The following is a 21,140-nucleotide window of genomic DNA, read 5'->3' on the forward strand; positions in this document are numbered from 1 at the left end:
ATGGTGGATATGTTTCGGAAATTGTTTGACCAATAACTGAATTCACAAAAAAGATTGTTATAAAAAAGAAAAATACTCTTTTTACCATGATTTTAATTTCAACTGGAGTAAATATATGATTTTAGAACGAAATATTGTGCCAGTTTATTGTTTTTTGAAACAAATTGGGATAATCTCTCCTTTTGCTAAACAATATTTTTCTACTAGTTCAGGTGCAATTTTGTTGGTATAATCTTCTTCAATGACTGTAAAACCAACACTTCTTAGTTTGTCAAAATAATCTCGGCCGTAAATTCGAACATGATCGTATTGTCCAAATATTTTAGCGCGTTCTTTTTGGTCGACAATAGTATCGTCAGAAAAAGTGGTTGCTCGAGATAAATCTTGTGGAATCTGAAAAATCCCCATTCCTCCTGGTTTCAGAACACGAAATAATTCTTGCATGGCTTTCGTATCGTCAGGAATATGTTCTAGAACATGATTACACAAAATGATATCATATTGATTATCATCAAAGGTAAATTGCAAATATCTGCTTTTACATCTGCCAAAGGCGAAAACAAATCGGTTGTAGTGTATTCTAGATTTTTTTGATTCCGAAATAATTTGTAAAATGCTTGTTCTGGTGCAAAATGTAATACTTTTTTCTTGCCTTTAGATGTGAAAAAATCAGTTTCATTTTGGAGGTATAACCATAATAAGCGATGTCTTTCTAATGAAAGTGTACTTGGCGATAATACGTTATTTCTTTGTGATCCGTAACCATAAGGCAGGAATATACGGAAGCTTTTCCCATCTATTGGATCGGTAAATTTGCTTCCTTTTAGGAGTAATGCTAAAACAGGACGAGCCACGTAACTCAATCTTATTAAGATAGGTCGTGGGATGGTATTGAGTATTAGTTTGAATAGTTTTTTCATTATATAACCAATGGCACTTTTCTAAATTCATCTTCCTCATTACTTACAATTCCTAAAGCTTTGTAAACATAGGCAAAAGTTGAAAGTAATTCAGGTTTTCCATCAATAAGCGCGACATCATGTTCGAAGTGTGCTGAAGGTTTTCCGTCAGCAGTGGTTATTGTCCAGCCATCTTTGTGTTGTCTTATGTTTTTAGTGCCTAGATTTATCATAGGTTCTATAGCGACTACCATACCTTCGATAAATAATTTTCCACGACCTCGTTTTCCGTAGTTTGGCATTTCTGGATCTTCGTGCATTTTTTGTCCTAAACCATGACCTACTAGCTCGCGAACGACACCATAACCATGAGATTCGGTATATTTTTGAATAGCATTTCCAACATCTTCCACCCTGTTTCCGGCTTTAAATTCTCGGATTCCTACGTATAATGATTCTTTAGTAACTTGTAATAATTTTTTGGTTTCGGGTGCTACTTCACCAATCTCGAAAGAATATGCATGATCACCATGATACCCATTTTTGAAAGCACCACAATCTACCGAAATGACATCGCCACTTTGCAAAGGAATGTTATTTGGAATTCCATGAACAACCTGTGAGTTTGGACTCATACAAAGGGAGTTTGGAAAACCGTACAATCCTAAGAAACTGGGCACAGCACCATGATCTCTAATAAATGCTTCGGCTAGTTTGTCTAAATATAAAGTAGTGACGCCTTCTTTTATTTCAGAAGCAATCATTCCTAATGTTTTAGATACGATTAGTGCACTTTCGCGCATTAATTCTATTTCTTCACGAGTCTTTTGGATAATCATTTTATGAATTTTAAGATTGCAAAAGTAACGATTTTTTTATATCTTTTTTAATTAGGATTGGCTATGGTTTTGAATAGTTCTGCGTGGGAAACAAAATACCTGTTTTCGAGAGTTATTTCCGATAATTGCGCACTAACTAAATTGTTTTCCCGTGTATTTATTAAGAAAATAGAACTTTCTCCAAATGAAAATAACCTTTCCTCCGAATTGAGCATTAGAATATTATCTTTAACTAAGCTATTGATGATTTTTTTTTGACTTTTTATCGATTGAATTTCTGCTTGGTAACTACTTATTTTGTTTTTCAACTGAACTTTTTCTAAATCTAACGAATATTGAGCATCTTGTAGTTTAAATTTGGCTAATTTTAAACTACCTCGTTCCTTGCGAAGCAACAAAGGATAATAAAAATTTATTCCCACTTTATAATTGTCAAACTGATAATTATCGAAATAACGAGGTTCCGATAAATAACTGTAACTAAGATCTATTTTAGGCAGGAGTAAGTTTGCTTTCAGTTTTTTATCGATTGTTAAGATTTCAATTTTATTTTCAAGGGCATTTATTTTGGGATGATTGTCTAGTGTTTTTTCTGGAGTTGAAAATTGATTGGTTTTTAAAGTTTCTTCTATCGTTACTAGTAGTGTTTCTTCGGGGATTAAATTATCGGAAATTTCCACAGGAATCATGTTTTCTAACCATATAAAATTAGATAATTCTAGTTTTGCTTTTGTAAGTTTCAATTGCGAATCTAAAAGATTCAAAGCTCGATTTTTTACTACAATACCCGCTTCAATACTATCAATGGCGGGTTTGTCGCCTAATTCTATTAGTTTTTTAATAGCAGTATATCTCGAATCCGCTTGTTTGTTGTATTTTTCGTATAATTTTACTTCTGTAAAGTTTTTTTTCCAATTAAAATACGCCAGTGAAGCATCATATAACACAGCAGTTGCTTGTAACTTTATTTCAGCTTGACTCAAATTGTATTGAATTTTAGCTTTCTTCAAATCGGCCATTCGTTGGTTAATAAAAAGGCCTTGTCCTAAAGGAACTGTAATTCCAATGGCAGTTAATGCTTGATTTGAAGTTGAATTTTCAGGATCCAAATACAAACCATCATTGCTATCTAAACCTGTTTTAATTTCGATGCCATACCACGTAGGAATTTTAAAACTACCATTTAATTTAGAATAGTAGTCTTTGCTTTTAAATTGTTTTTCTGAAAAATCTACTTCAAATTTGGGATCAAATGCGCCTCTAGCTATCATCAAATTAGCTTGTGCCATATTTAATTCTAGATTTGCTTTTTTTACTAAAGGATGAAATTTTTTCACATACCCTAGAAATTCATTATACGACAATTCATTAGAATCTTTGCCTTGTGCAAATGATATTCCAATTGTAAATAGTAAGTATAAAAGGAAGCCAATTCTCATTTTTTATTTTTTTTCTTTGTTATCTTTTTTAGCGTTTTGCTTGTAATAATTGGGAGGAAACCCATTTAATGTTCTCCAAACCTCAAACCAAACAGGTACCGTATTGAGTAACGCAATAGTTTGTGCGCCTGAGCCTATGCTTAGTTGTTTGGGCCATTTTGCTTCATTCTCATCAGGAGCAATGAGAACTCTGTATTTCCCGTTTTCGCTAATAAAATTTTCTATGGCAATAACTTTACCGCCAAAAGTACCATAAGACATATCGGGCCATCCAGAGAAAACAATAGTCGGCCATCCGTCAAACCATACTCTTATTTTTTCTCCTTTGGAAATTAAAGGCAAATCTATTGGGGAAACATAGGTTTCTACTGCAATTTCGTAGTTGGCAGGCATGATGCTAACTATTGACGTTCCTTCTTTAATCGTTTCTCCAATACCTGATTGTAACGATCTGTTTATGTAGCCACTTTGCGGTGCTTTGATGTAGTACATTACGTTTCTAATACTATAATTTACATATTGGTTTTGTAGTTTATTTACCTGAGCTTCCGTGTCATATTGATTGCTTAGAGCTGTAAATTTATCGCTTGTTGCTTTGGCTGATTTTTCGGAATATTCGGCTAAAATTCGATTAATTTCGACTTTAGTATTAATGTATTCGTTTTTACTTGTTAAAAATTTATTCTCTTGTGTAATGATTTTTGCTTCGACTTCTTGTTGTTTTAATCTTTTTTCTTCGACATCGGTCATAGGTTTTAGTCCTTCTTTATTGAGTTGAGAAGACCGAATAAATTGGGTGTTTGCAATTTTTAATTGTGTTTTTACTGCTTCAAGATCCATACTATCGCTTTTTATTTTGAGTAGGGATTGTTTGATTTTATTTTTTGTTTGTTCCAGTTTTAGCGTTTTTTCATTCTCAATAGCATTAATTTGAGAACCTAACGAAGAGACTTTCCCGTCATAAGATTCTAATGCCATTTTTTTTGCTTCGACTTGATTTTTTGTATTTCCTACTAGATTTGGATCAAAATAATCTTCTTTTATTTCGGAAATAAACAAGATGGTGTCTCCTTTTTCTACAAAATCACCTTCCTTTATATACCATTTTTCTATCCTGCCAGCAATTGCCGTTTGTATGGTTTGTGGTCGCTGATTTGGCTTTAGCGTAGTTACAAAACCACTTCCAGAAATGTTTTGTGTCCAAGGAAGAAACAAAATGATTACACCTAAAATCGATACAAAAAGTATGATTTTATTTAATATTTTATAATGAGGACGATTGCTCAGGTTTTGTATCGTTCGAAATCGTTCTATCGACTTTTGTTCGATTTTTGATTTACTATTATTGGAAAGATTTAACATGGCTATTATTTTTTTGAATCATTAAGTATTTGACCATTTTTCATCGTAACTGTTCTTGTGGCAAGATTTTGCCAATGCTTGTTTTTTGAAGTTGCCAGAACTGTCCAATCATTTTTATCCGATAGAATAAAGTCTATTATTTGGTTTGCAACAGGTTCGTCCATTAAGTCGGTTGCCTCTTCAAAAAATAAGAGTTGAGGTTTTTTGATTATACTTCTAGCTAATACTATTTTTTGTGCATTTGATGAAGAAAGTTGTTTCCCTTCAGGATAAATTTGAGTATCTAATCCTTTTGGTAATGTTTTGATGAATGCCGTTAGTTGTACAGCATCTAGCGCCCATTTTAAATCTTCATTACTAATTGAATTGTCATTGTAGGTTATGTTTTCTAAAATAGTTCCTTCAAACGGAGTTTCTCCATGAACAATAGCGCCTATTTGACTTCGGTATTGGTTTAAATCCATTTTTCTAAACGTATTGTCATTAATACTAAAAGAACCCGACGTTTTTTCTATAACTCCCGATAATATTTGCATCAAAGTAGTCTTGCCGGAACCGTTTTCGCCTAGCAATACTATTTTTTCTCCAGGCTCAATTTTCAAGTTGATTCCACTTAAAATATCATTTGGTGAATCTGGAAATCTAAAATAAAGATTGTCCGTTTCTATGGAAATGTTAGCGTAATTGATTGAGTTATCTTGTAATTCATTGCTATCCTCGATGTTCATATCCGTAACTTGTCCAATTTTTTCAACAGCAGTTAGCACATCGTAAAATGTTTCTAGGCCTAAAATTATTTTTTCTACGGAATTAATAACTAATAAAATGATAATCTCTGCTGCTACAAATTGACCAATATTCATTTGTTGGTTTAAAACTAAATATCCTCCAATTAATAACAAACTTGCAGTAATAATAACTTTAAAAATAATTAACTGAGTAAATTGTTTCTTAATAATACTAAAATGACTTTCTCTATATTTTAGATAATCACTTACTAAATCATCATTTTTTTGAAGAGAAAAGTTAAAAGCTATATTTTTCTTGAAACTAGTATTCTTTCTAGCCATTTCTTGAAGCCATCCCGCAACTTTGTATTTAAATTTGGATTCTTTCATGCTTGTTTCTAGCCCTTTGTTATATGAAAATTTAAAAATGGCATACAAAAGAATCATTAAGAAAAGTCCGAAAACGATAAAAAATGGATGATATATAGACAATAGTATAATCCCGAAAATAATTTGCAATAAAGCTGCAGAAAAGTCAATCAATAATTTAGAGGTTCCTTTTTGTATGGTTAAAGTGTCAAAAAAACGATTTGCTAATTCGGGCGGATAGGTATTGTATATTTCTTCAAACTTGATTTTTGGCAATCGATACGCAAACTCAAACGAAGAACGAACAAAGAGTTTTTGCTGCAAATTTTCGGTTATGCGAAGTTGCATTAATGATAATATACCAACTAAAGCAACTCCAATTACAACAAGAATAATTAAAATAATCCATGATACACTAACTCTTCCAGATTGTATAAAATTAATTATAGCTTGTATTCCTAGAGGTAGAGATAAACTTAACAAACCTGCAAAAATGGCATAAAAAAACACCTGATAAACATCTTTCTTATCTAAAGACAAAAGGTTGAAAAATCTTTTTAGTGGAGACATATTTTTTACTTTTTAAATAGCGTTGTTATAAGATTTAAATAAAAATCAGTAGGTGTAATTTCTTGATTACAATTTGTTATTGTTTTTAAATGATCTTTCAAAAAATGTTGATGTAATGATCCTTCAACTATAGTAGATGCTAATGATTTTGCAAATGGATATTCAGGATTTACTTGTTCGATTATGCTTACAATTCTATTGATGACTCTTTTATATACTAAAAAAAAACCTTCTTTGTTTTCTTCATCAATCTCCTTGGTTAGTAGTGTTTTAGTGAATTCAGAAATTATTATTTTATTTAATATTGCTTCGTTTATATGTTTTGTAGCACTATCATCGATAATCTTCTCAGTAGCAATTGTAACAGCTATTTTTAATTTTTCAAATGCATTTTCTATGTTGTTTGTAGATAAGACCATTCGATATTCAATCCAACTCCAATACCAAGATGACAAATACAATAAAAGCATGTGTTTGTTTTCAAAATAACGGTAAATTGAACTTTCGTTTGAACCTATTTTTTCACCCAGTTTTTTAAATGTGAAATCATCGAAACCAATTTCATCAATAAGCATAATACTGTGTTCAATTATTTTTTTTCCTAAAATAGATGTTTCGGGATCTTTGTGATAAAGTTTTTCGTTGACTTGAATTTTTATATTTGATAGTATGTTATTCATAATAATATATATTTTTGCAAATATAATAGTATTGCTATTAATAATGAAATTTTAACTTTTATTTATATGTTTTTTATTAAATGAGATGAGTTTTATCATATTTAGAGTAACTTTAGAGCACTAGATTTGTACCAAAAATATAATTGTTTTATGAGTAAATATGTTTCGGCTGAAGAGGCTGTAAAGATTATAAAATCTGATGATAGAATATATGTTCAGGCTGCCGCAGCGACACCAACTGTTTTAACTAAAGCTTTGGCTGAACGTGCTTCCGAATTACGAAATGTTGAAATTTGCCATTTACATACCGAAGGAGAAGCTGCTTATGCAAATCCTGAATTATCAGAAAGTTTTCATGTGAATTCTTTTTTTATTGGTAAAAATGTTAGGCACACATTAGCTGCGGGTAATGGATCTTATACGCCTGTTTTTTTGAGCGAATTGCCTTATTTGTTTAGAAAAAAAGTAGTGCCATTAGATGCTGTTTTTATTCATGTTTCGCCTCCAGATATTCATGGATATTGTTCTCTTGGAGTTTCTGTAGAAGCAACACTGGCAGCAATTGAAAACGCAAAAACGGTTGTTGCTCAAGTTAATCCGAAAATGCCAAGAACTTTTGGAGATGGTATTCTTCATGTATCCGAAATTGATTATTTAGTAGAAGTTGATACTCCAATATATGGACACGGAATGGATGCGATTTCTCCTATAGAGGATAAAATAGGGACTTATATTGCTTCACTCATTGAAGATAAAAGTACTTTGCAAATGGGAATTGGATCTATTCCAAATGCGGCTTTAACAAAATTAACGAATCATAAAAATCTTGGATTACATACCGAAATGTTTTCTGATGGAGTCATAGATTTAATCGAGAAAGATGTGATTAATTGCAATTATAAAGGAACATGTAGAGGAAGAGCTTTAGCTACATTTCTTATAGGTTCACAGCGATTATATGATTTTGTAAATGACAATCCTTTTGTTGAAATGAGGGAGTCGTCTTACGTAAATGACACTTCAAAAATTAGAAAAAATCCAAAAATGGTGGCTATAAACTCGGCTATTGAGGTTGATGTCACAGGGCAAGTTTGTGCCGATTCGATAGGTGCAAGAATGTATTCTGGTGTGGGAGGACAAATGGATTTTATTAGAGGAGCATCTTTAAGTGATGGGGGAAAAGCAATTATTGCATTGCCTTCAATTACTAAAAATGGTGACAGCAGAATTGTTCCTTATTTAAAACAAGGAGCCGGTGTGGTAACCACCCGATCTCATGTTCATTATGTAATTACCGAAAATGGAATTGCAGATTTATATGGAAAAACACTCAAACAAAGAGCTGTTGAAATGGTGAAAATTGCACACCCGAATCATCAGGAGTGGATTGAAAAATCTTATTTTGAAATGATTAATAGTAAATTATAATATTCACAAATCTGATAAATAAAAAAATGATGAAGCTTTAAAGTTTCATCATTTTTTAATGTAAGTTATTATGAATAAGTTCTATAGTAATGAATTTCTAGTCATTACAGCTGGCTTTTCAATTCCCATCAATTCGAGAATGGTAGGAGCAATATCTCCAAGAACGCCATCATGAATTGATTTTAAATCTTTATCAACTAAAATAATAGGAACAGGATTTGTTGTGTGTGCTGTGTTTGGCGTGCCATCAGGGTTTATCATTGTTTCGCAATTTCCATGATCGGCAATTATGATAGTTGTGTAATTGTTTGCTAATGCAGATGTAATTACTTTTTCGACACATTTATCAACTGCTTCGCAGGCTTGTATAGCTGCTGCCATAATTCCTGTATGACCTACCATATCACCATTTGCAAAGTTAAGGCATACAAAATCTACTTCACCTTTTTCTAATTCAGGAACTAAAGCATCAGCAAGTTCAAAAGCGCTCATTTCAGGCTGTAGATCGTATGTGGCAACTTTTGGAGAGTTTTTTAAGATGCGACTTTCTCCAATAAAAGGTTGTTCTCGTCCGCCAGAAAAGAAAAAGGTTACGTGTGGGTATTTTTCGGTTTCGGCGATTCTGATTTGTTTTTTGCCTGCTTTTTCCAAAACTTCCCCTAGAGTTTGGGTAATATTATCCTTGTTGTAAACAACTTTTACATTTTTATAGCTTTCGTCATAGTTTGTGAGTGTAACATAATACAAATTGAGTTTGTGCATGTTTTGCTCGTGAAAATCCTGTTGAGATAACGCTTCGGTGAGTTCTCTTCCTCTATCTGTTCGGAAATTAAAGAAAATAACGACATCTTCTTCTTGAATCGTAGCAATAGGATTATCGTTGTCGTCGACCATTATTATTGGTTCAACAAATTCATCGGTAATGTTTTTGTGATAACTATCTAATATTGATAAAACGGCATCTTTAGAATGATTTCCTTTTCCGTTAACCAATAATTCATAGGCTAATTTTATTCTTTCCCAGCGATTGTCACGATCCATTGAGTAATAACGACCTATAACTGAAGCTAATTTTGCTGGTGTGTTGTAAATATAATTTCCAATTTGTTCTAGGTATTTCGCTCCAGATCTTGGATCTACGTCTCGACCATCAGTAAAGGCGTGAATAAATATTTTTTCTAATCCAAAATCTTGTGCAGCATCTAATAATCCTCGTAAATGAGAAGTGTGAGAATGTACGCCACCGTCTGACAGTAGTCCTAAGAAATGAACTGATTTGTTATTTTCTTTTGCGTACTGAAAAGCATCGATTAATACTTGTTCTTTGCTTAAAGTATGATTAGCAACGGCTAGATTTATTTTTGCTAAGTCTTGATATACGATTCGTCCTGCGCCAAGATTCATGTGGCCCACTTCGGAATTTCCCATTTGTCCTTCAGGAAGGCCTACATTTAAACCATCGGTTCGTAGTTGTGCACTTGGGTAATTCTTGTAAAGTGAATCTATAAATGGAATATTGGCATTGTCTATAGCGGATACTTTTGGATCTGGAGATTTTCCCCAGCCATCAAGAATCATTAGGATTACTTTTTTGTTCATTTTTTACGGATTTTTAGCCCTGATGGGAACGGCATCCTTTTTCTTGCTTCTTTAGCAAGGAAAAGATATAGTGTACAACAGGAATAGCTACAAATTTAATGAATTATATCCAGCTTTTTGCTCTATTGTAATCTAAAAAGTATCGCAAACTAATTGAAAAAGTATGTTGCAGTTTGTCTCCAAATAAGGTGTTGAAGTTATGGGATACATTTTTATCTATATATTGAATTTCTGACAAACCATTTGATGATGTGTTGCGGTACAGCATATTAAGCTGACTTCCTGGGGCAATCCACCATGAGTATGAACAATCTATATTCCAAGTATTGAAATCCTGATTTAAAGCATTGGTATAATTACTATCTATTAAAGTTCCGTCTGTTTGTAATGAAAGAAACTTGTCGTTTTGTACATAAGACCAGTAGTATCTAGAGTTGATGTTGATTGTCATTTTATTGTTTAAAGCATATTTAGTAGATAAAGCCAGTGTAGATGAATTTACATCTCTTTGAGCATAAATAATATCATCTCCTTGATAATCTACTAATCCTCTATCGCTGTTTTGCTTGCCAAAATCATAATTTAACCTAAAAGAAATTTTATTGTTTAGACGGTATCTTGGTCCAAAACTTATTCCGTATTCCATACGATCTCCTTCAAAATATTCTGTAAAATAAGGGTTAATGTCTACTGCGAATTTTTTGTTGTAATTGGATGAATAATAAACCCATGCTCCATAATTTTTTGGTATTGTTACATACCGTCCTTCTACTCCGGGTGAATAAAAATCATAGGTATTTACGGGTTTTGAATTAATTCCGAAACCGTATCCGTTATTCTTTTTTGTAGTAAAATGATAATTTGTGTTTAAATTTAATCCCTGTAATTTTCCTGTTATATTTTCGTACTCAGTATATACATTCCAGTTTAGTCTAAAAGCATTCAAATTTTCTGATGGTTTTAGCATTCGGTAATTCATATTTCCAAATACACTGCTGTAATTTGTTATAAAATTTATCCCTAAATCATTGTTGTCATATTCTTTAGATACATATTTAGCTCCAACATTAAAACGTATTTTTCCGCTGGTTTCGGCAAAATTTAAGGAAGTATTATAACCTTTTCTGTCGTCTAAATTTTTGTATTCGTTTACATTACTGTATTTAAAATCTCCCGAAAGATTAAATGTGTTTTTTTTAGTATTTAAATCCCATACTAATGCAGTTACATTTGCATCTCTAAACTCACCATCTCGAGTAACATTTGTATTTACTAATGATACTGATGAATTTTTGTTGAAACGTTGGTCTAATGTAAGAATGCTAAAATTAGACAATGGTTCGATTACAGCTTTTCGTTTAGTCTGAGAAAGTGTATCTAAAAGTGTAGCTTCGGTTTTTTGAGTAATTGCATTTAAAAATCCAATACCTAAACCTCCTTTTGTTCTACCAGAGATTTTTAGCGCATTTAGTAAGTTTACTTTTGATGGATACTCATCTATAATTTCATTAGTTTCTTTTTCCTGATTTAATCGACCACGTCTTAATGATGGTTTTCCGCCAATTCTTCTTGAATAAAATAAATCACCTTTGTTAAACAAATCTGTCCCTTCGGTAAAAAAAGGTCTGTTTTCATTAAATTGTTGTTCAAATGGGCCAAGGTTTAAGATTTGATTGTCTAAGGCTGTTTGACCAAAGTCTGGAACCAAGATTGCATCGAGTGTAAAAGCATCGTTTATACCATATTTTATATCTAAACCACCTTTTAGTTCTGTTTTAGTTCCGTTTTTCTTATCACTGCTAACGTAAACAGAAGCATAAGGGAATAAAAATAAACGAGTTGGCGTTTTTATATTTTCAATACCATGCAATTCCCCCGCTTGTTGTTCGAAGGATCCTTTTTTATTATCTATATGTGTCCAAGTATATAGCTGTCGATCACGGCGAATTTGTCTTAAAAAATTAATCCCCCAAGTTTGAATGTTTTCTTTTGAAAATCGAAGCGCTGAATAGGGGATTCTCATTTCAACAATCCATCCTTTGTCAGTTATTTTAGTTTTGCTTTCCCAAATAGCATCCCAAGAAAAATCTTCTCCAGTTTGTGAGTTAGAATTACAATCTAATTGCACACCTGCAGCTGTTACATAAAATCGAAATTCCTGTTGTCCATCATTATAACCGTTTACGCTTACTCCAAAAAAATCAGATGAGCCATCATCATCACGTTGTGTGATTTCCCTCATGATTTTGTTTGGTTGGTCGTCATTTAGCATTGCTCCTATATATATAGCTTCATTATCGTAAACTATTTTAATATCACTTTTTTTATTTTGAGCAATTGGTATCCCATTATCTGGTTCGAACATAATAAAGTTAGTAGCAACTTCTGCCTTTTGCCAAATCCCTTCGTTTAGCTCTCCGTCAATTAAAATTCTTTCGTTGGACAGTATTGTATTAAGTTTCTTTTTCTCTGAAGTTAAAGAGTTAGATTGTTTTTCGGGACTAGAAACAGAATTATTTTGAGAGTAAATATTTTTGCTAAATAGTAATGCGAATATGATGATTAGTCTGTAAGGCATAATTTTTGATTTTTTTGATGATGGAACAAATTTAGAAATATTCTTAGGGAGTGCCTGTTATTTATGATTTGTTTAACTAAAAAGAGGATATTAAAAAAACCGATTAAATGTTAAATTTTACCGATTAAATGCAAAAATATTTGGTTACTAATATTTTTTATTACATATTTGTCTTATACAAACAACAACACAATTAATACATTATCAATGACTTATAGAATCTTGCCTCTTCTTTTAGTATTTTTCATGTCTTTTTCGCCAAAAAGTACTACAAACACAGATCCGAAATTACTTGCTAGTGCAGCGGCAAATAATTTTGCAGCTAAGGTTGAAATTATTTATCATTCTCTAGATGCTAACCATTTTGTGTTGCCACAAATAACTTGCTTCAAAAAGGCAATGGAAGGCTTTTATGCTTTGAAAGAAAAAGGGCTTATTCAAAAAGACATTTTAACAGTGATCGATTTTAGTTTGTCATCTACAAAGAAAAGACTTTGGGTTATCGATTTGTCTAATAATACGATATTATATAATACAGTGGTTTCTCACGGAATGAATTCTGGTGGAGAGTATGCTAATAGTTTTTCGAATTCTGCTAGTTCTAATAAAAGTAGTTTAGGTTTTTATACAACTGGAGAAACTTACAACGGAAAACATGGGTTGTCATTGAAACTTGATGGGCAAGAAAAAGGAATAAATAGTAATGCTCGTTCAAGAGCTGTTGTTGTTCACGGCGCTAGTTATGCTAATCCATCAATACTAAAATCACAAGGTTATTTAGGGAGAAGTCAAGGTTGTCCAGCTATTCCAGAAGCTTTAAAAACTCAAATCATCAAAACTATAAAAGGTAAATCTTGTATATTTATTTATCATCCAAGTAGAAGTTACGAAATCACATCTAAATTAATTTCTTAGTTTATTGTATAAATCAGAATCTAGACAATAAATATCTTCTCTAAATTGTAATGAGTTTTTTTCTAGCCATGCTGTCCAGTACAGTTGGTAAATAAGAATGTCATCTGAAATTTTTACTACTATTGTTTTTAGTTCTGGCTTCGGATATACTTTTTCAGGAATTACTAAAAGCGGATTTTTCGCTAAAAGTTTTGCGTTTTTTATAGCAACTCTTTTTTCTTTTTGTTTTTGAAGTTTATTGTAATAATTAATATCGGTCGTATCTTGTATTGTTTTTAAATCCCATTTTTCAGGATTATTTATCAAATAAGCAGCCATTTCTAAGGGTTTTTCTAGTCTTACACATCCAGAACTTAGCGATCTATAAGTGAAACTAAAAAAATCACGATGATTAGTGTCGTGTAGGTAAACGGAATATTTGTTGGGGAAGTTTATTTTCATGAGTCCTAAAGCACTGTTTCTGCCAGGATTCTGAACATATTTGTATTTTTTTGCATCTTCTATTTTCCAATCCGATGGATCAATTTCATTGTTTTTGTTGTCTAAAATAGTTAGTCCTTTTTTCTTAAAAACTCCTTTGTCTTTAATTGCATCTGGATATATGTCTTCTTTAAGAATGGTTGGCGGAACTGTCCAATTAGGATTTAAATTTATATTAGAAACTTTCGATTCTATTATAGGTGTTTGTCTCGTGTCTTTTCCTACCACGACCCTTTGTTTTTGCATGGTATCATTATCTTTGATGGCAATTAAAGTGTAGTCTGGAATATTTATTAAAAGGTAGTTTTTACCAAAATCGTCAGCAAACCATCTCCAACGCTCTAAATTTGCAACAACCTGTTCAATTCGTTGGTCTTTGGTAAAATTTAAAGCCGAAATAGTTCCTTTTCCAATAACTCCATCGGGATTTAAACCATGACGTGATTGAAATTTTTTTATCGCATCTTTTGTTTCTTTATCATAAATAGTAGTTAATGTATCTGCTTGTTGCATATCATGCCAATACATTAATCGTCTTTTTATGTTTTTCATTACTTTGTGGGACTTATTAAACACAATTTTATCTTTTGTCTTTAATACTATAAATGGGATCGAATCTTTAGGAAAAGTATTTAATAATTGCAGCGCTTCTTTTAAGTTTTTGTAAATGGCATGTTTGGGTTTTAATTCTTCAAATTTTGATACAAAAGATTTATTTTCAATAGCCTCAAATAGCAAAGCATTTACATCGATTGTTTTGTCTTTTAAATCCCAATCATTATAAATTGCTTTTGGTGCAATTTTCCCTTTATATATGTGTGACAGGTATTTTTGAATACTTTGTGTAAATAATAAATCAAATTCTACTAATTTTATATTGTCTAAATTGTTATAATTAGAGTTTAAAGAGGAGAGCTTGTCATAATTATAATCGTTAGGAAGTAAACCTTCATTTGTAGTATTTTTAAACTCATTTAAAACGATAGATCTATTGTCCTCATTAGTCCAAACGGTTTCGTAACTATAGTTTTTATAAAAAGCAGTTAAATTCGGATTATTAAAGTTTGTTATTAATGTAGAATCAATGTTTACCGAGTTATTTAAAAAAGACACATTTAAAAAAGGATTGTCAATAGAAGTTCTCTCTAAGGTGCTTTTTTTACAGCAAATAAAAATTATAAGCGGAATTATAAAGTAAAGTTGTTTCATTTAATATTGTTATAAGTTTTTAAACATTAAAAAATGAATTCCCACATCGGTAATCACAAAAGGAAATCCATTTTTGGTGTAACCTAATTTTTCGTAAAATGGGATGGCAGTTTCTCTTGCGTTAAACCAAACTAGTGTTGTATTATTATTTTTTAAATAATTTTCACAATGTTTAACTAATAATTTTCCATATCCTCTTTCTTGAAACTCTTTCAAAACAGCCATTCCACGAATTTGATATTGATTTGGGTCTATAAAAATAACATTTTTATTTTTATAAATCGATATGACTCCTATAATTTTTCTATCTTTAAATAGTCCAAAATGTTTAGTGTCTGTAAAATTATCTCCTTCGAAAAAGCAAGTTTCTACGGGTTTTCCAGGTCTTAATACCAAATTTCGTACCAAAAATGTTTCTTGAGTAGTAATTTCTTTAATAATATTCATTTTTTTTGAATGGTTAAAACTTTAATAATAAATGGATTAAGAGAATTATTTTTTTTAATATAAATAAAGTGTCATTTTTTTTGAAAAAAAATTTGCAACTAACGAGAAATATTATTTATATTTGCACCTCAGTAATGCGAAAGTAGCTCAGTTGGTAGAGCTCCAGCCTTCCAAGCTGGTTGTCGCGAGTTCGAGCCTCGTCTTTCGCTCTTCATAAAAAACCTCAAATTATAATTTGAGGTTTTTTTATGTCAAAAAATTAAAATTTGTATTTGTTTCTAGTTCAATAGCTGTTTCATTTTGTCTAAATAACTTGGCTGTTAAATCTCCTTTTAATATGATATTTCCCCCAGATATTTCTAGCCAACTTCCTTCTCGGAGACCCAAAACAGGAATGTTACTTATGGTATGAAATTCATTTATTCTTGTTTCACGAGTTTCTCCCATATGTGTTGATTGTGTGTTTGCGTCTAGGAAATGTGGATTCAAATTAAAAGGGATTAATCCTAAGGTATTAAAACTTTCAGGCAAGACAATAGGCATGTCATTTGTTGTATTCATCGTAACTCCGCCTATATTGCTACCTGCACTTGTTCCTAAATAAGGAGCTCCGGCCTCAATGGTATTTTTTAAAATAGGCATCAAATTATTTTTATAAATTTGAGAAACTAGCAAAAAAGTATTTCCTCCACCTGTAAAAATAGCTTCTGCTTTTTGTATAGCTTCAATGGGATTTTTATATTCATGAATGCCTTTTACTGTTATGTTTATTTTTGCAAATGCAAGGCTTACTTTCTCAGTGTAATCATTGTGTGAAATCCCACCAGGTCTGGCGTAAGGTATAAAAAGTAATGTTTTGCAATCTTTAAAATGATTTTGTAATGTAGGTAATAAATAATCTAAATAATCACCATTATATAAGGTTGAAGTGCTAGCAAGAATGACTCTTTTCATTGTTTTGTTATTAATGAGTTTCAAAGGTAAATAATTATTATTAACAAAAAATTATCAAGGCATTAATAATAAATTGTGAAGGTTGCTTCTATTTTTACAAAATATTAAAGATTTATGATGCGAGTATTATTTTTACTATTTACAATTTTGCTTTTTTCTCAAAGTGGTTTTTCTCAGGGACTATTAAGAGGGAAAGTGATTTTCGATGGTTCAAATTTTGGCGAAATTTATATAACTAATTTATCTATCAATGTAAAAACAATTGTAGGTAATGATGGATTATTTTCTATTGAAGCTAAACCAAATCAAGTTTTAGTGTTTTCTGGAATTAAAATAGAAAGGAAAAATTTGTTTTTGAAACCAATCGATTTCTCTACCGATTTATTTTCTGTAAAATTATATCCAAAAGCAATCCAACTAGAAGAAGTAGAAATAAAAAGCTACCCGCAAATAAATGCAGTTTCTCTAGGAATTATTTCAAAAAATGTAAAAACCTACACGCCTGCCGAAAGAAAATTAATATCTGAGGGCTCTGGAATTGGTATTGCTCAACTTATAAATGCTATAAACGGAAGAACTAAGGAATTGAAAAAAAATGTAGAAGTTGAGAAAAAAGAAAAATTACTAGATAAATTTTCGACATTATTTGAGGAAGAATTTTATACAAAAACACTAAAAATTCCTTTCGAATATATAAAAGGATTTCAAATATATGTAATTGATGATAAAAAAATAATCGAAAATTTAAAAAATAGTAATACTAAAATATTAGCTTTTTTACTTTCAGAAAAATCTTTAACCTATAATGAATTATTACGAAATGGAAAAAAATAGTTTATTCATGCTTATTTTATTTCTGATTTCTCAAAATGGTTCTTCTCAAACATTATTGAAAGGAAAAGTGATTTCTGATGCCTCAAGTCTTGATGGAATTCATGTTATCAACTTAACTAACGAGAAAAGTACAATAACTGAAAAAGGTGGTTTTTTTTCGATTTTAGCCAAAGCAACCGATACATTAATGTTTTCTGGAATGCAGGTAAAAGGAATGCAAGTTGTTTTAAAGCAATCTGATTTTGCCGAAAATATATTCTTTATACGATTAAAACAGCAAGTCAGGATGTTAGATGAGGTTTATATTAAAAATTATTCCGAAATAAACGCCGTTTCGCTAGGAATTATTCCCAAAGGGACAAAATCATATACGCCAGCACAAAGGCGATTAAGAACCGCAACCGCTCCATTTGTAGATTTAAATGCAGGAGGAATGGCAGGAGGTTCGATAGGAGTAGATCCTTTAATAAATTGGATTTCTGGAAGAACAGCCATGTTAAAAAAAGAACTTGAGGTAGAAAATAAAGAAAGACTGCAAGTCAAGATTGATAATTTATATGAGGAAGCATTCTTTACAGAGACATTAAAAATCCCTTCGGAATATGTAAAAGGATTTCAAGTTTATGTTATTGATGACCAACGATTAATAGCGAGTATAAAATCTAAAAACAAAACAATGACTACATTCTTGCTAGGAGAATTAGCAGAAAAATATAAACAAGTTACTTTTCCAAAAAAAGAATAGTTATTTTCGTAAAATGAAAAAATCAATAATTTATATATTCCTTTTTTTATCAATAATATGTTTGTCATCTTTTGGGATGCATAAATTTTATGTGTCAATATACCAACTCAATTACGTTCCTGAGAAAAAAATGCTTCAAATTACCTCACGTATTTTTATTGACGATTTGAATGATATTCTTAAAATAAAATACAAACAAAAAACAAATATTGGAGAAACGAATGAAACGACAGAAGATGTAGTTTTGATGAAAAAATATATCCTAGACAATTTTTCTATAAAAATAAATGGTCAACAAAAAAGTATTAATTATTTGAGTAAAGAGCTCGAAGGAAATGTGCTAATTTGCTATTATAATATTAAAGAAATTTCAAAAGTAAAAACTTTAGAAGTTCAAAATACAGCTTTATTCGACTTAAATTCAGATCAACAAAACATTATTCAATCTACAATATATGGTAACAAACAAAGTTTATTACTAACACCCAATAATGTGAAAGGTTTGTTAAAACAATAAGTTTTCAATTTTCTGTAATAAAAATAATTACTTTTATAGCTTTAAAATTAAATCAAGCTATGAAAAACATATTTAATTCATTTTTAATTTTACTTGCGATTTCAACTTCAGTAATTGCACAAGAAGTTAAAGAAACTCCAAAAACTAAAGAACAAGGACACGAAGATAAAAATAAATTTCGTCAGATGTATGATTTGTTGGCAACACCAAATATGTATAGAACAGCTTCTGGAGCACCTGGTCCTGAATATTATCAGCAACAAGCGGATTATAAAATGGATATTGAGTTAGATGATAAAAATGCTAAATTATTTGGTACAGAGACTATCACTTATACTAATAATGCTAAAGAATCTTTAGAATATTTATGGATTCAGTTAGATCAAAATTTAATGGCAAAAACCTCTAAAACACCATTAGTTGAGAATTCTAAAATAGATCCAGCGATTAGTGCACAAGGTTTTTCTAGAAAATATTTAGAAGAAAAATTTGATGGTGGTTTTAAAATCGATTACGTAAAAGATATTAAAGGCAATCCCATTTCTTATACTGTCAATGAAACCATGATGCGTATAAATCTTGTAAAACCATTAGCGCATGGAGAAAAATACGTGATGAATATAAAATGGAATTATAATATTAACAATTACATGTTAGATGGTGGACGTTCTGGTTATGAGCCTTTCAAAGATGGAAATAAATTATACGTTTTAGCGCAGTTTTACCCAAGAATGGCAGTTTATAATGATGTAGAGGGTTGGCAAAATATGCAGTTTTGGGGAAGTGGAGAATTTGCTTTGCCATTTGGAAACTTCGAAGTAAATGTTACAGTTCCAGCCGATCATGTGATGGAAGCAACAGGAAATCTTTTAAATAGATCTGAAGTTTTTACACCTGAACAAGTAAAAAGATATGCTTTAGCACAAAATTCTTTCGATAAACCAGTCGTAATTGTTACACAAGCAGAAGCAACAGAAAGTGAAAAAGGTTTTTCTGACAAAAAGAAAACTTGGAAGTTTAAAGCAGAGAATGTTCGTGATTTTGGAATTTCAACTTCAAGAAAATTTATCTTAGATATGATGGCTGTAAAATTGGGTGGAAAAACTGTTATGGCAGTTTCGTTATATCCAAAAGAAGGAAACCCGTTATGGGAACAATATTCTACTAAAGCTGTTGCACATACACTAAAAAGTTATTCGAGTTATACTTTCGATTACCCTTATCCAAAAGCAGTTTCTGTAAATGCGCAAGATCAAGGAATGGAATATCCAATGATTTGTTGGAATTTTGGACGTCCAGAAGCTGATGGAACATTCTCTGACAGAGTAAAATACGGAATGCTAGGCGTAATTATTCACGAAGTAGGACATAATTTTTTCCCAATGATTGTTAATTCTGACGAGCGTCAATGGACATGGATGGATGAAGGATTAAACACATTTATGGAATATCTTGCTGAGATTTCTTTTGATAAAAATTTCCCTGTAGATCGTGGCCCAGCAGCAAAAATTGTTCCTTATATGAGTGGTGATCAGTCTAATATTGAACCAATTATGACTAATTCGGAAGCGATAAAACAATTTGGGAACAATGCTTACGGGAAGCCAGCAGCTGGTTTAAACATTCTTCGTGAAACCATTATGGGTCATGAATTGTTCGATTATGCTTTCAAAACTTATGCAAATCGTTGGAAATTTAAGCATCCAACTCCAGAAGATTTTTTTAGAACAATGGAAGATGCATCAGCAACCGATTTAGACTGGTTTATTAGAGGATGGTTTTATACTACAGATTATACAGATATTGGTATTAAAGATGTAACTCAATATTATGTTAGCAATGAGGCTCCGAAAGATTTTAAAGCTCCAGAAGTTAACAGAAGAAATAGACGTAAAATGGCTGGGCCACTAGTATATATGATTTCTAGTACAAGTCAAGATTTGTTAGGAGAAAATAAGAAGGCATTAAACGTAAAAGATGTTAAGACTTTAGACGAATTTGTGCAAGCTAATTTCAAACCAGAAGAAATTGCGAAACTAGCTTCCCCAAAATATTTTTATGAAGTAACTTTTAATAAACCTGGAGGACTAGTAATGCCAATTATTGTAGAACTAACTTTTGAAGACGGAACAACTGAAAATCAAACATTCCCAGCTCAAATTTGGAGAATGAATGATGTTGAAATTGTAAGAACATTTGCTACTCAAAAAGTTATTTCAAAAATTGTAGTCGATCCAAAATTAGAAACTGCCGATATTGATGTTACCAATAATACTTGGCCAAAAGTAATTGGAAAATCTAAATTTGATTAATTAACGTTATTTAAAATTAAAAAAATGTTTGGAATAGGAGGAGGAGAATTAGTTTTTATCATGTTTATCGCATTGATGCTTTTTGGGTCAGATAAGATACCAGATATAGCGCGTACAATGGGAAAAGCAATGGCTCAACTAAAAAATGCAACAAATGATATAAAATCTGAGATTCAGCGTGGAGCCGAATCTAATGATATTGATATAAAATCATTAACAGGAGATTTTACTTCAGA

At 31.2% G+C, this 21,140-nt stretch carries 17 protein-coding genes, 1 tRNA gene and 1 pseudogene; 8 read left to right on the forward strand and 11 right to left on the reverse strand.

The genetic code is table 11. From position 1 onward, the window contains the following. Nucleotides 1-144: 144 nt before the first annotated feature. From ACKVOV_RS06670 to ACKVOV_RS06695, 6 genes and pseudogenes are all read right to left on the reverse strand, one after another. Nucleotides 145-920 (reverse strand): annotated as a pseudogene (locus ACKVOV_RS06670) (class I SAM-dependent methyltransferase). After that, entirely contained in the window at nucleotides 920-1,738 is an 819-nt protein-coding gene (map, locus tag ACKVOV_RS06675) for a type I methionyl aminopeptidase (RefSeq protein ID WP_409205984.1), read from the reverse strand. Before map ends, ACKVOV_RS06670 begins: the two are co-directional and overlap by 1 nt. Nucleotides 1,739-1,785: 47 nt before the next feature. Then, nucleotides 1,786-3,177, reverse strand: a complete 1,392-nt coding sequence (locus tag ACKVOV_RS06680) for a TolC family protein (RefSeq protein WP_409205985.1) — start codon at nucleotides 3,175-3,177, stop codon at nucleotides 1,786-1,788. A gap of 3 nt (nucleotides 3,178-3,180) precedes the next feature. Continuing rightward, nucleotides 3,181-4,539: an HlyD family secretion protein gene (locus ACKVOV_RS06685; protein WP_409205986.1), complete on the reverse strand. Its 1,359-nt coding sequence runs from the start codon at nucleotides 4,537-4,539 to the stop codon at nucleotides 3,181-3,183. Nucleotides 4,540-4,544: 5 nt separating this feature from the next. Next, complete coding sequence (locus tag ACKVOV_RS06690; protein ID WP_409205987.1) at nucleotides 4,545-6,206, reverse strand: peptidase domain-containing ABC transporter; 1,662 nt, start codon at nucleotides 6,204-6,206, stop codon at nucleotides 4,545-4,547. A gap of 5 nt (nucleotides 6,207-6,211) precedes the next feature. Next, nucleotides 6,212-6,886, reverse strand: coding sequence for a TetR/AcrR family transcriptional regulator (locus ACKVOV_RS06695; RefSeq protein ID WP_409205988.1), 675 nt, complete (start codon nucleotides 6,884-6,886; stop codon nucleotides 6,212-6,214). A gap of 150 nt (nucleotides 6,887-7,036) precedes the next feature. Between ACKVOV_RS06695 and ACKVOV_RS06700 the strand changes: the two genes are divergently transcribed. Next, complete coding sequence (locus tag ACKVOV_RS06700; protein ID WP_409205989.1) at nucleotides 7,037-8,314, forward strand: acetyl-CoA hydrolase/transferase family protein; 1,278 nt, start codon at nucleotides 7,037-7,039, stop codon at nucleotides 8,312-8,314. An 81-nt stretch (nucleotides 8,315-8,395) separates the two neighbouring features. On the opposite strand, the gene gpmI is transcribed toward ACKVOV_RS06700, so the two are convergent. Next, the gene (gene gpmI / locus ACKVOV_RS06705; RefSeq protein WP_409205990.1) at nucleotides 8,396-9,913 is read right to left on the reverse strand and encodes a 2,3-bisphosphoglycerate-independent phosphoglycerate mutase; all 1,518 of its coding nucleotides are present in this window, start codon (nucleotides 9,911-9,913) and stop codon (nucleotides 8,396-8,398) included. Nucleotides 9,914-10,016: 103 nt separating this feature from the next. Then, nucleotides 10,017-12,491: a DUF5916 domain-containing protein gene (locus ACKVOV_RS06710; RefSeq protein ID WP_409205991.1), complete on the reverse strand. Its 2,475-nt coding sequence runs from the start codon at nucleotides 12,489-12,491 to the stop codon at nucleotides 10,017-10,019. A 207-nt stretch (nucleotides 12,492-12,698) separates the two neighbouring features. On the opposite strand from ACKVOV_RS06710, the gene ACKVOV_RS06715 reads away from it, so the two are divergent. Then, on the forward strand, nucleotides 12,699-13,406 hold the full coding sequence (locus ACKVOV_RS06715) for a murein L,D-transpeptidase catalytic domain family protein (protein WP_409205992.1): 708 nt from the start codon (nucleotides 12,699-12,701) through the stop codon (nucleotides 13,404-13,406). Here the strand turns inward: ACKVOV_RS06715 and ACKVOV_RS06720 are convergent. Together ACKVOV_RS06720 and ACKVOV_RS06725 are read right to left on the reverse strand one after the other, a co-directional pair. Continuing rightward, nucleotides 13,395-15,095: a murein L,D-transpeptidase gene (locus ACKVOV_RS06720; RefSeq protein WP_409205993.1), complete on the reverse strand. Its 1,701-nt coding sequence runs from the start codon at nucleotides 15,093-15,095 to the stop codon at nucleotides 13,395-13,397. The two genes, ACKVOV_RS06715 and ACKVOV_RS06720, sit on opposite strands and share 12 nt — an antisense overlap. A gap of 9 nt (nucleotides 15,096-15,104) precedes the next feature. Continuing rightward, nucleotides 15,105-15,542, reverse strand: coding sequence for a GNAT family N-acetyltransferase (locus ACKVOV_RS06725; RefSeq protein WP_409205994.1), 438 nt, complete (start codon nucleotides 15,540-15,542; stop codon nucleotides 15,105-15,107). Between the two features lie 136 nt (nucleotides 15,543-15,678). Between ACKVOV_RS06725 and ACKVOV_RS06730 the strand changes: the two genes are divergently transcribed. Then, nucleotides 15,679-15,751, forward strand: a tRNA-Gly gene (locus tag ACKVOV_RS06730). Nucleotides 15,752-15,788: 37 nt separating this feature from the next. Here the strand turns inward: ACKVOV_RS06730 and pepE are convergent. Next, nucleotides 15,789-16,496: a dipeptidase PepE gene (pepE, locus tag ACKVOV_RS06735; protein WP_409205995.1), complete on the reverse strand. Its 708-nt coding sequence runs from the start codon at nucleotides 16,494-16,496 to the stop codon at nucleotides 15,789-15,791. A gap of 114 nt (nucleotides 16,497-16,610) precedes the next feature. Here pepE and ACKVOV_RS06740 point away from each other — a divergent pair, with 114 nt between their 5' ends. The 5 genes from ACKVOV_RS06740 to ACKVOV_RS06760 all read left to right on the forward strand — a co-directional run. Beyond that, a complete protein-coding gene (locus tag ACKVOV_RS06740; RefSeq protein WP_409205996.1) occupies nucleotides 16,611-17,330 on the forward strand; it encodes a hypothetical protein in 720 nt (239 codons plus the stop codon). Next, nucleotides 17,317-18,075, forward strand: coding sequence for a hypothetical protein (locus ACKVOV_RS06745; protein WP_409205997.1), 759 nt, complete (start codon nucleotides 17,317-17,319; stop codon nucleotides 18,073-18,075). Before ACKVOV_RS06740 ends, ACKVOV_RS06745 begins: the two co-directional genes overlap by 14 nt. Before the next feature lie 13 nt (nucleotides 18,076-18,088). After that, nucleotides 18,089-18,592, forward strand: a complete 504-nt coding sequence (locus tag ACKVOV_RS06750; protein WP_409205998.1) for a DUF6702 family protein — start codon at nucleotides 18,089-18,091, stop codon at nucleotides 18,590-18,592. A 59-nt stretch (nucleotides 18,593-18,651) separates the two neighbouring features. Further along, the gene (locus ACKVOV_RS06755; RefSeq protein WP_409205999.1) at nucleotides 18,652-20,904 is read left to right on the forward strand and encodes a M1 family metallopeptidase; all 2,253 of its coding nucleotides are present in this window, start codon (nucleotides 18,652-18,654) and stop codon (nucleotides 20,902-20,904) included. Nucleotides 20,905-20,928: 24 nt separating this feature from the next. Beyond that, nucleotides 20,929-21,140 (forward strand): twin-arginine translocase TatA/TatE family subunit (locus ACKVOV_RS06760; RefSeq protein ID WP_409206000.1); only part of this gene is annotated, 212 nt, incomplete at its 3' end.

The sequence above is a fragment of the Flavobacterium sp. genome (assembly GCF_046153165.1).
In the GTDB taxonomy this organism is placed as follows: domain Bacteria; phylum Bacteroidota; class Bacteroidia; order Flavobacteriales; family Flavobacteriaceae; genus Flavobacterium.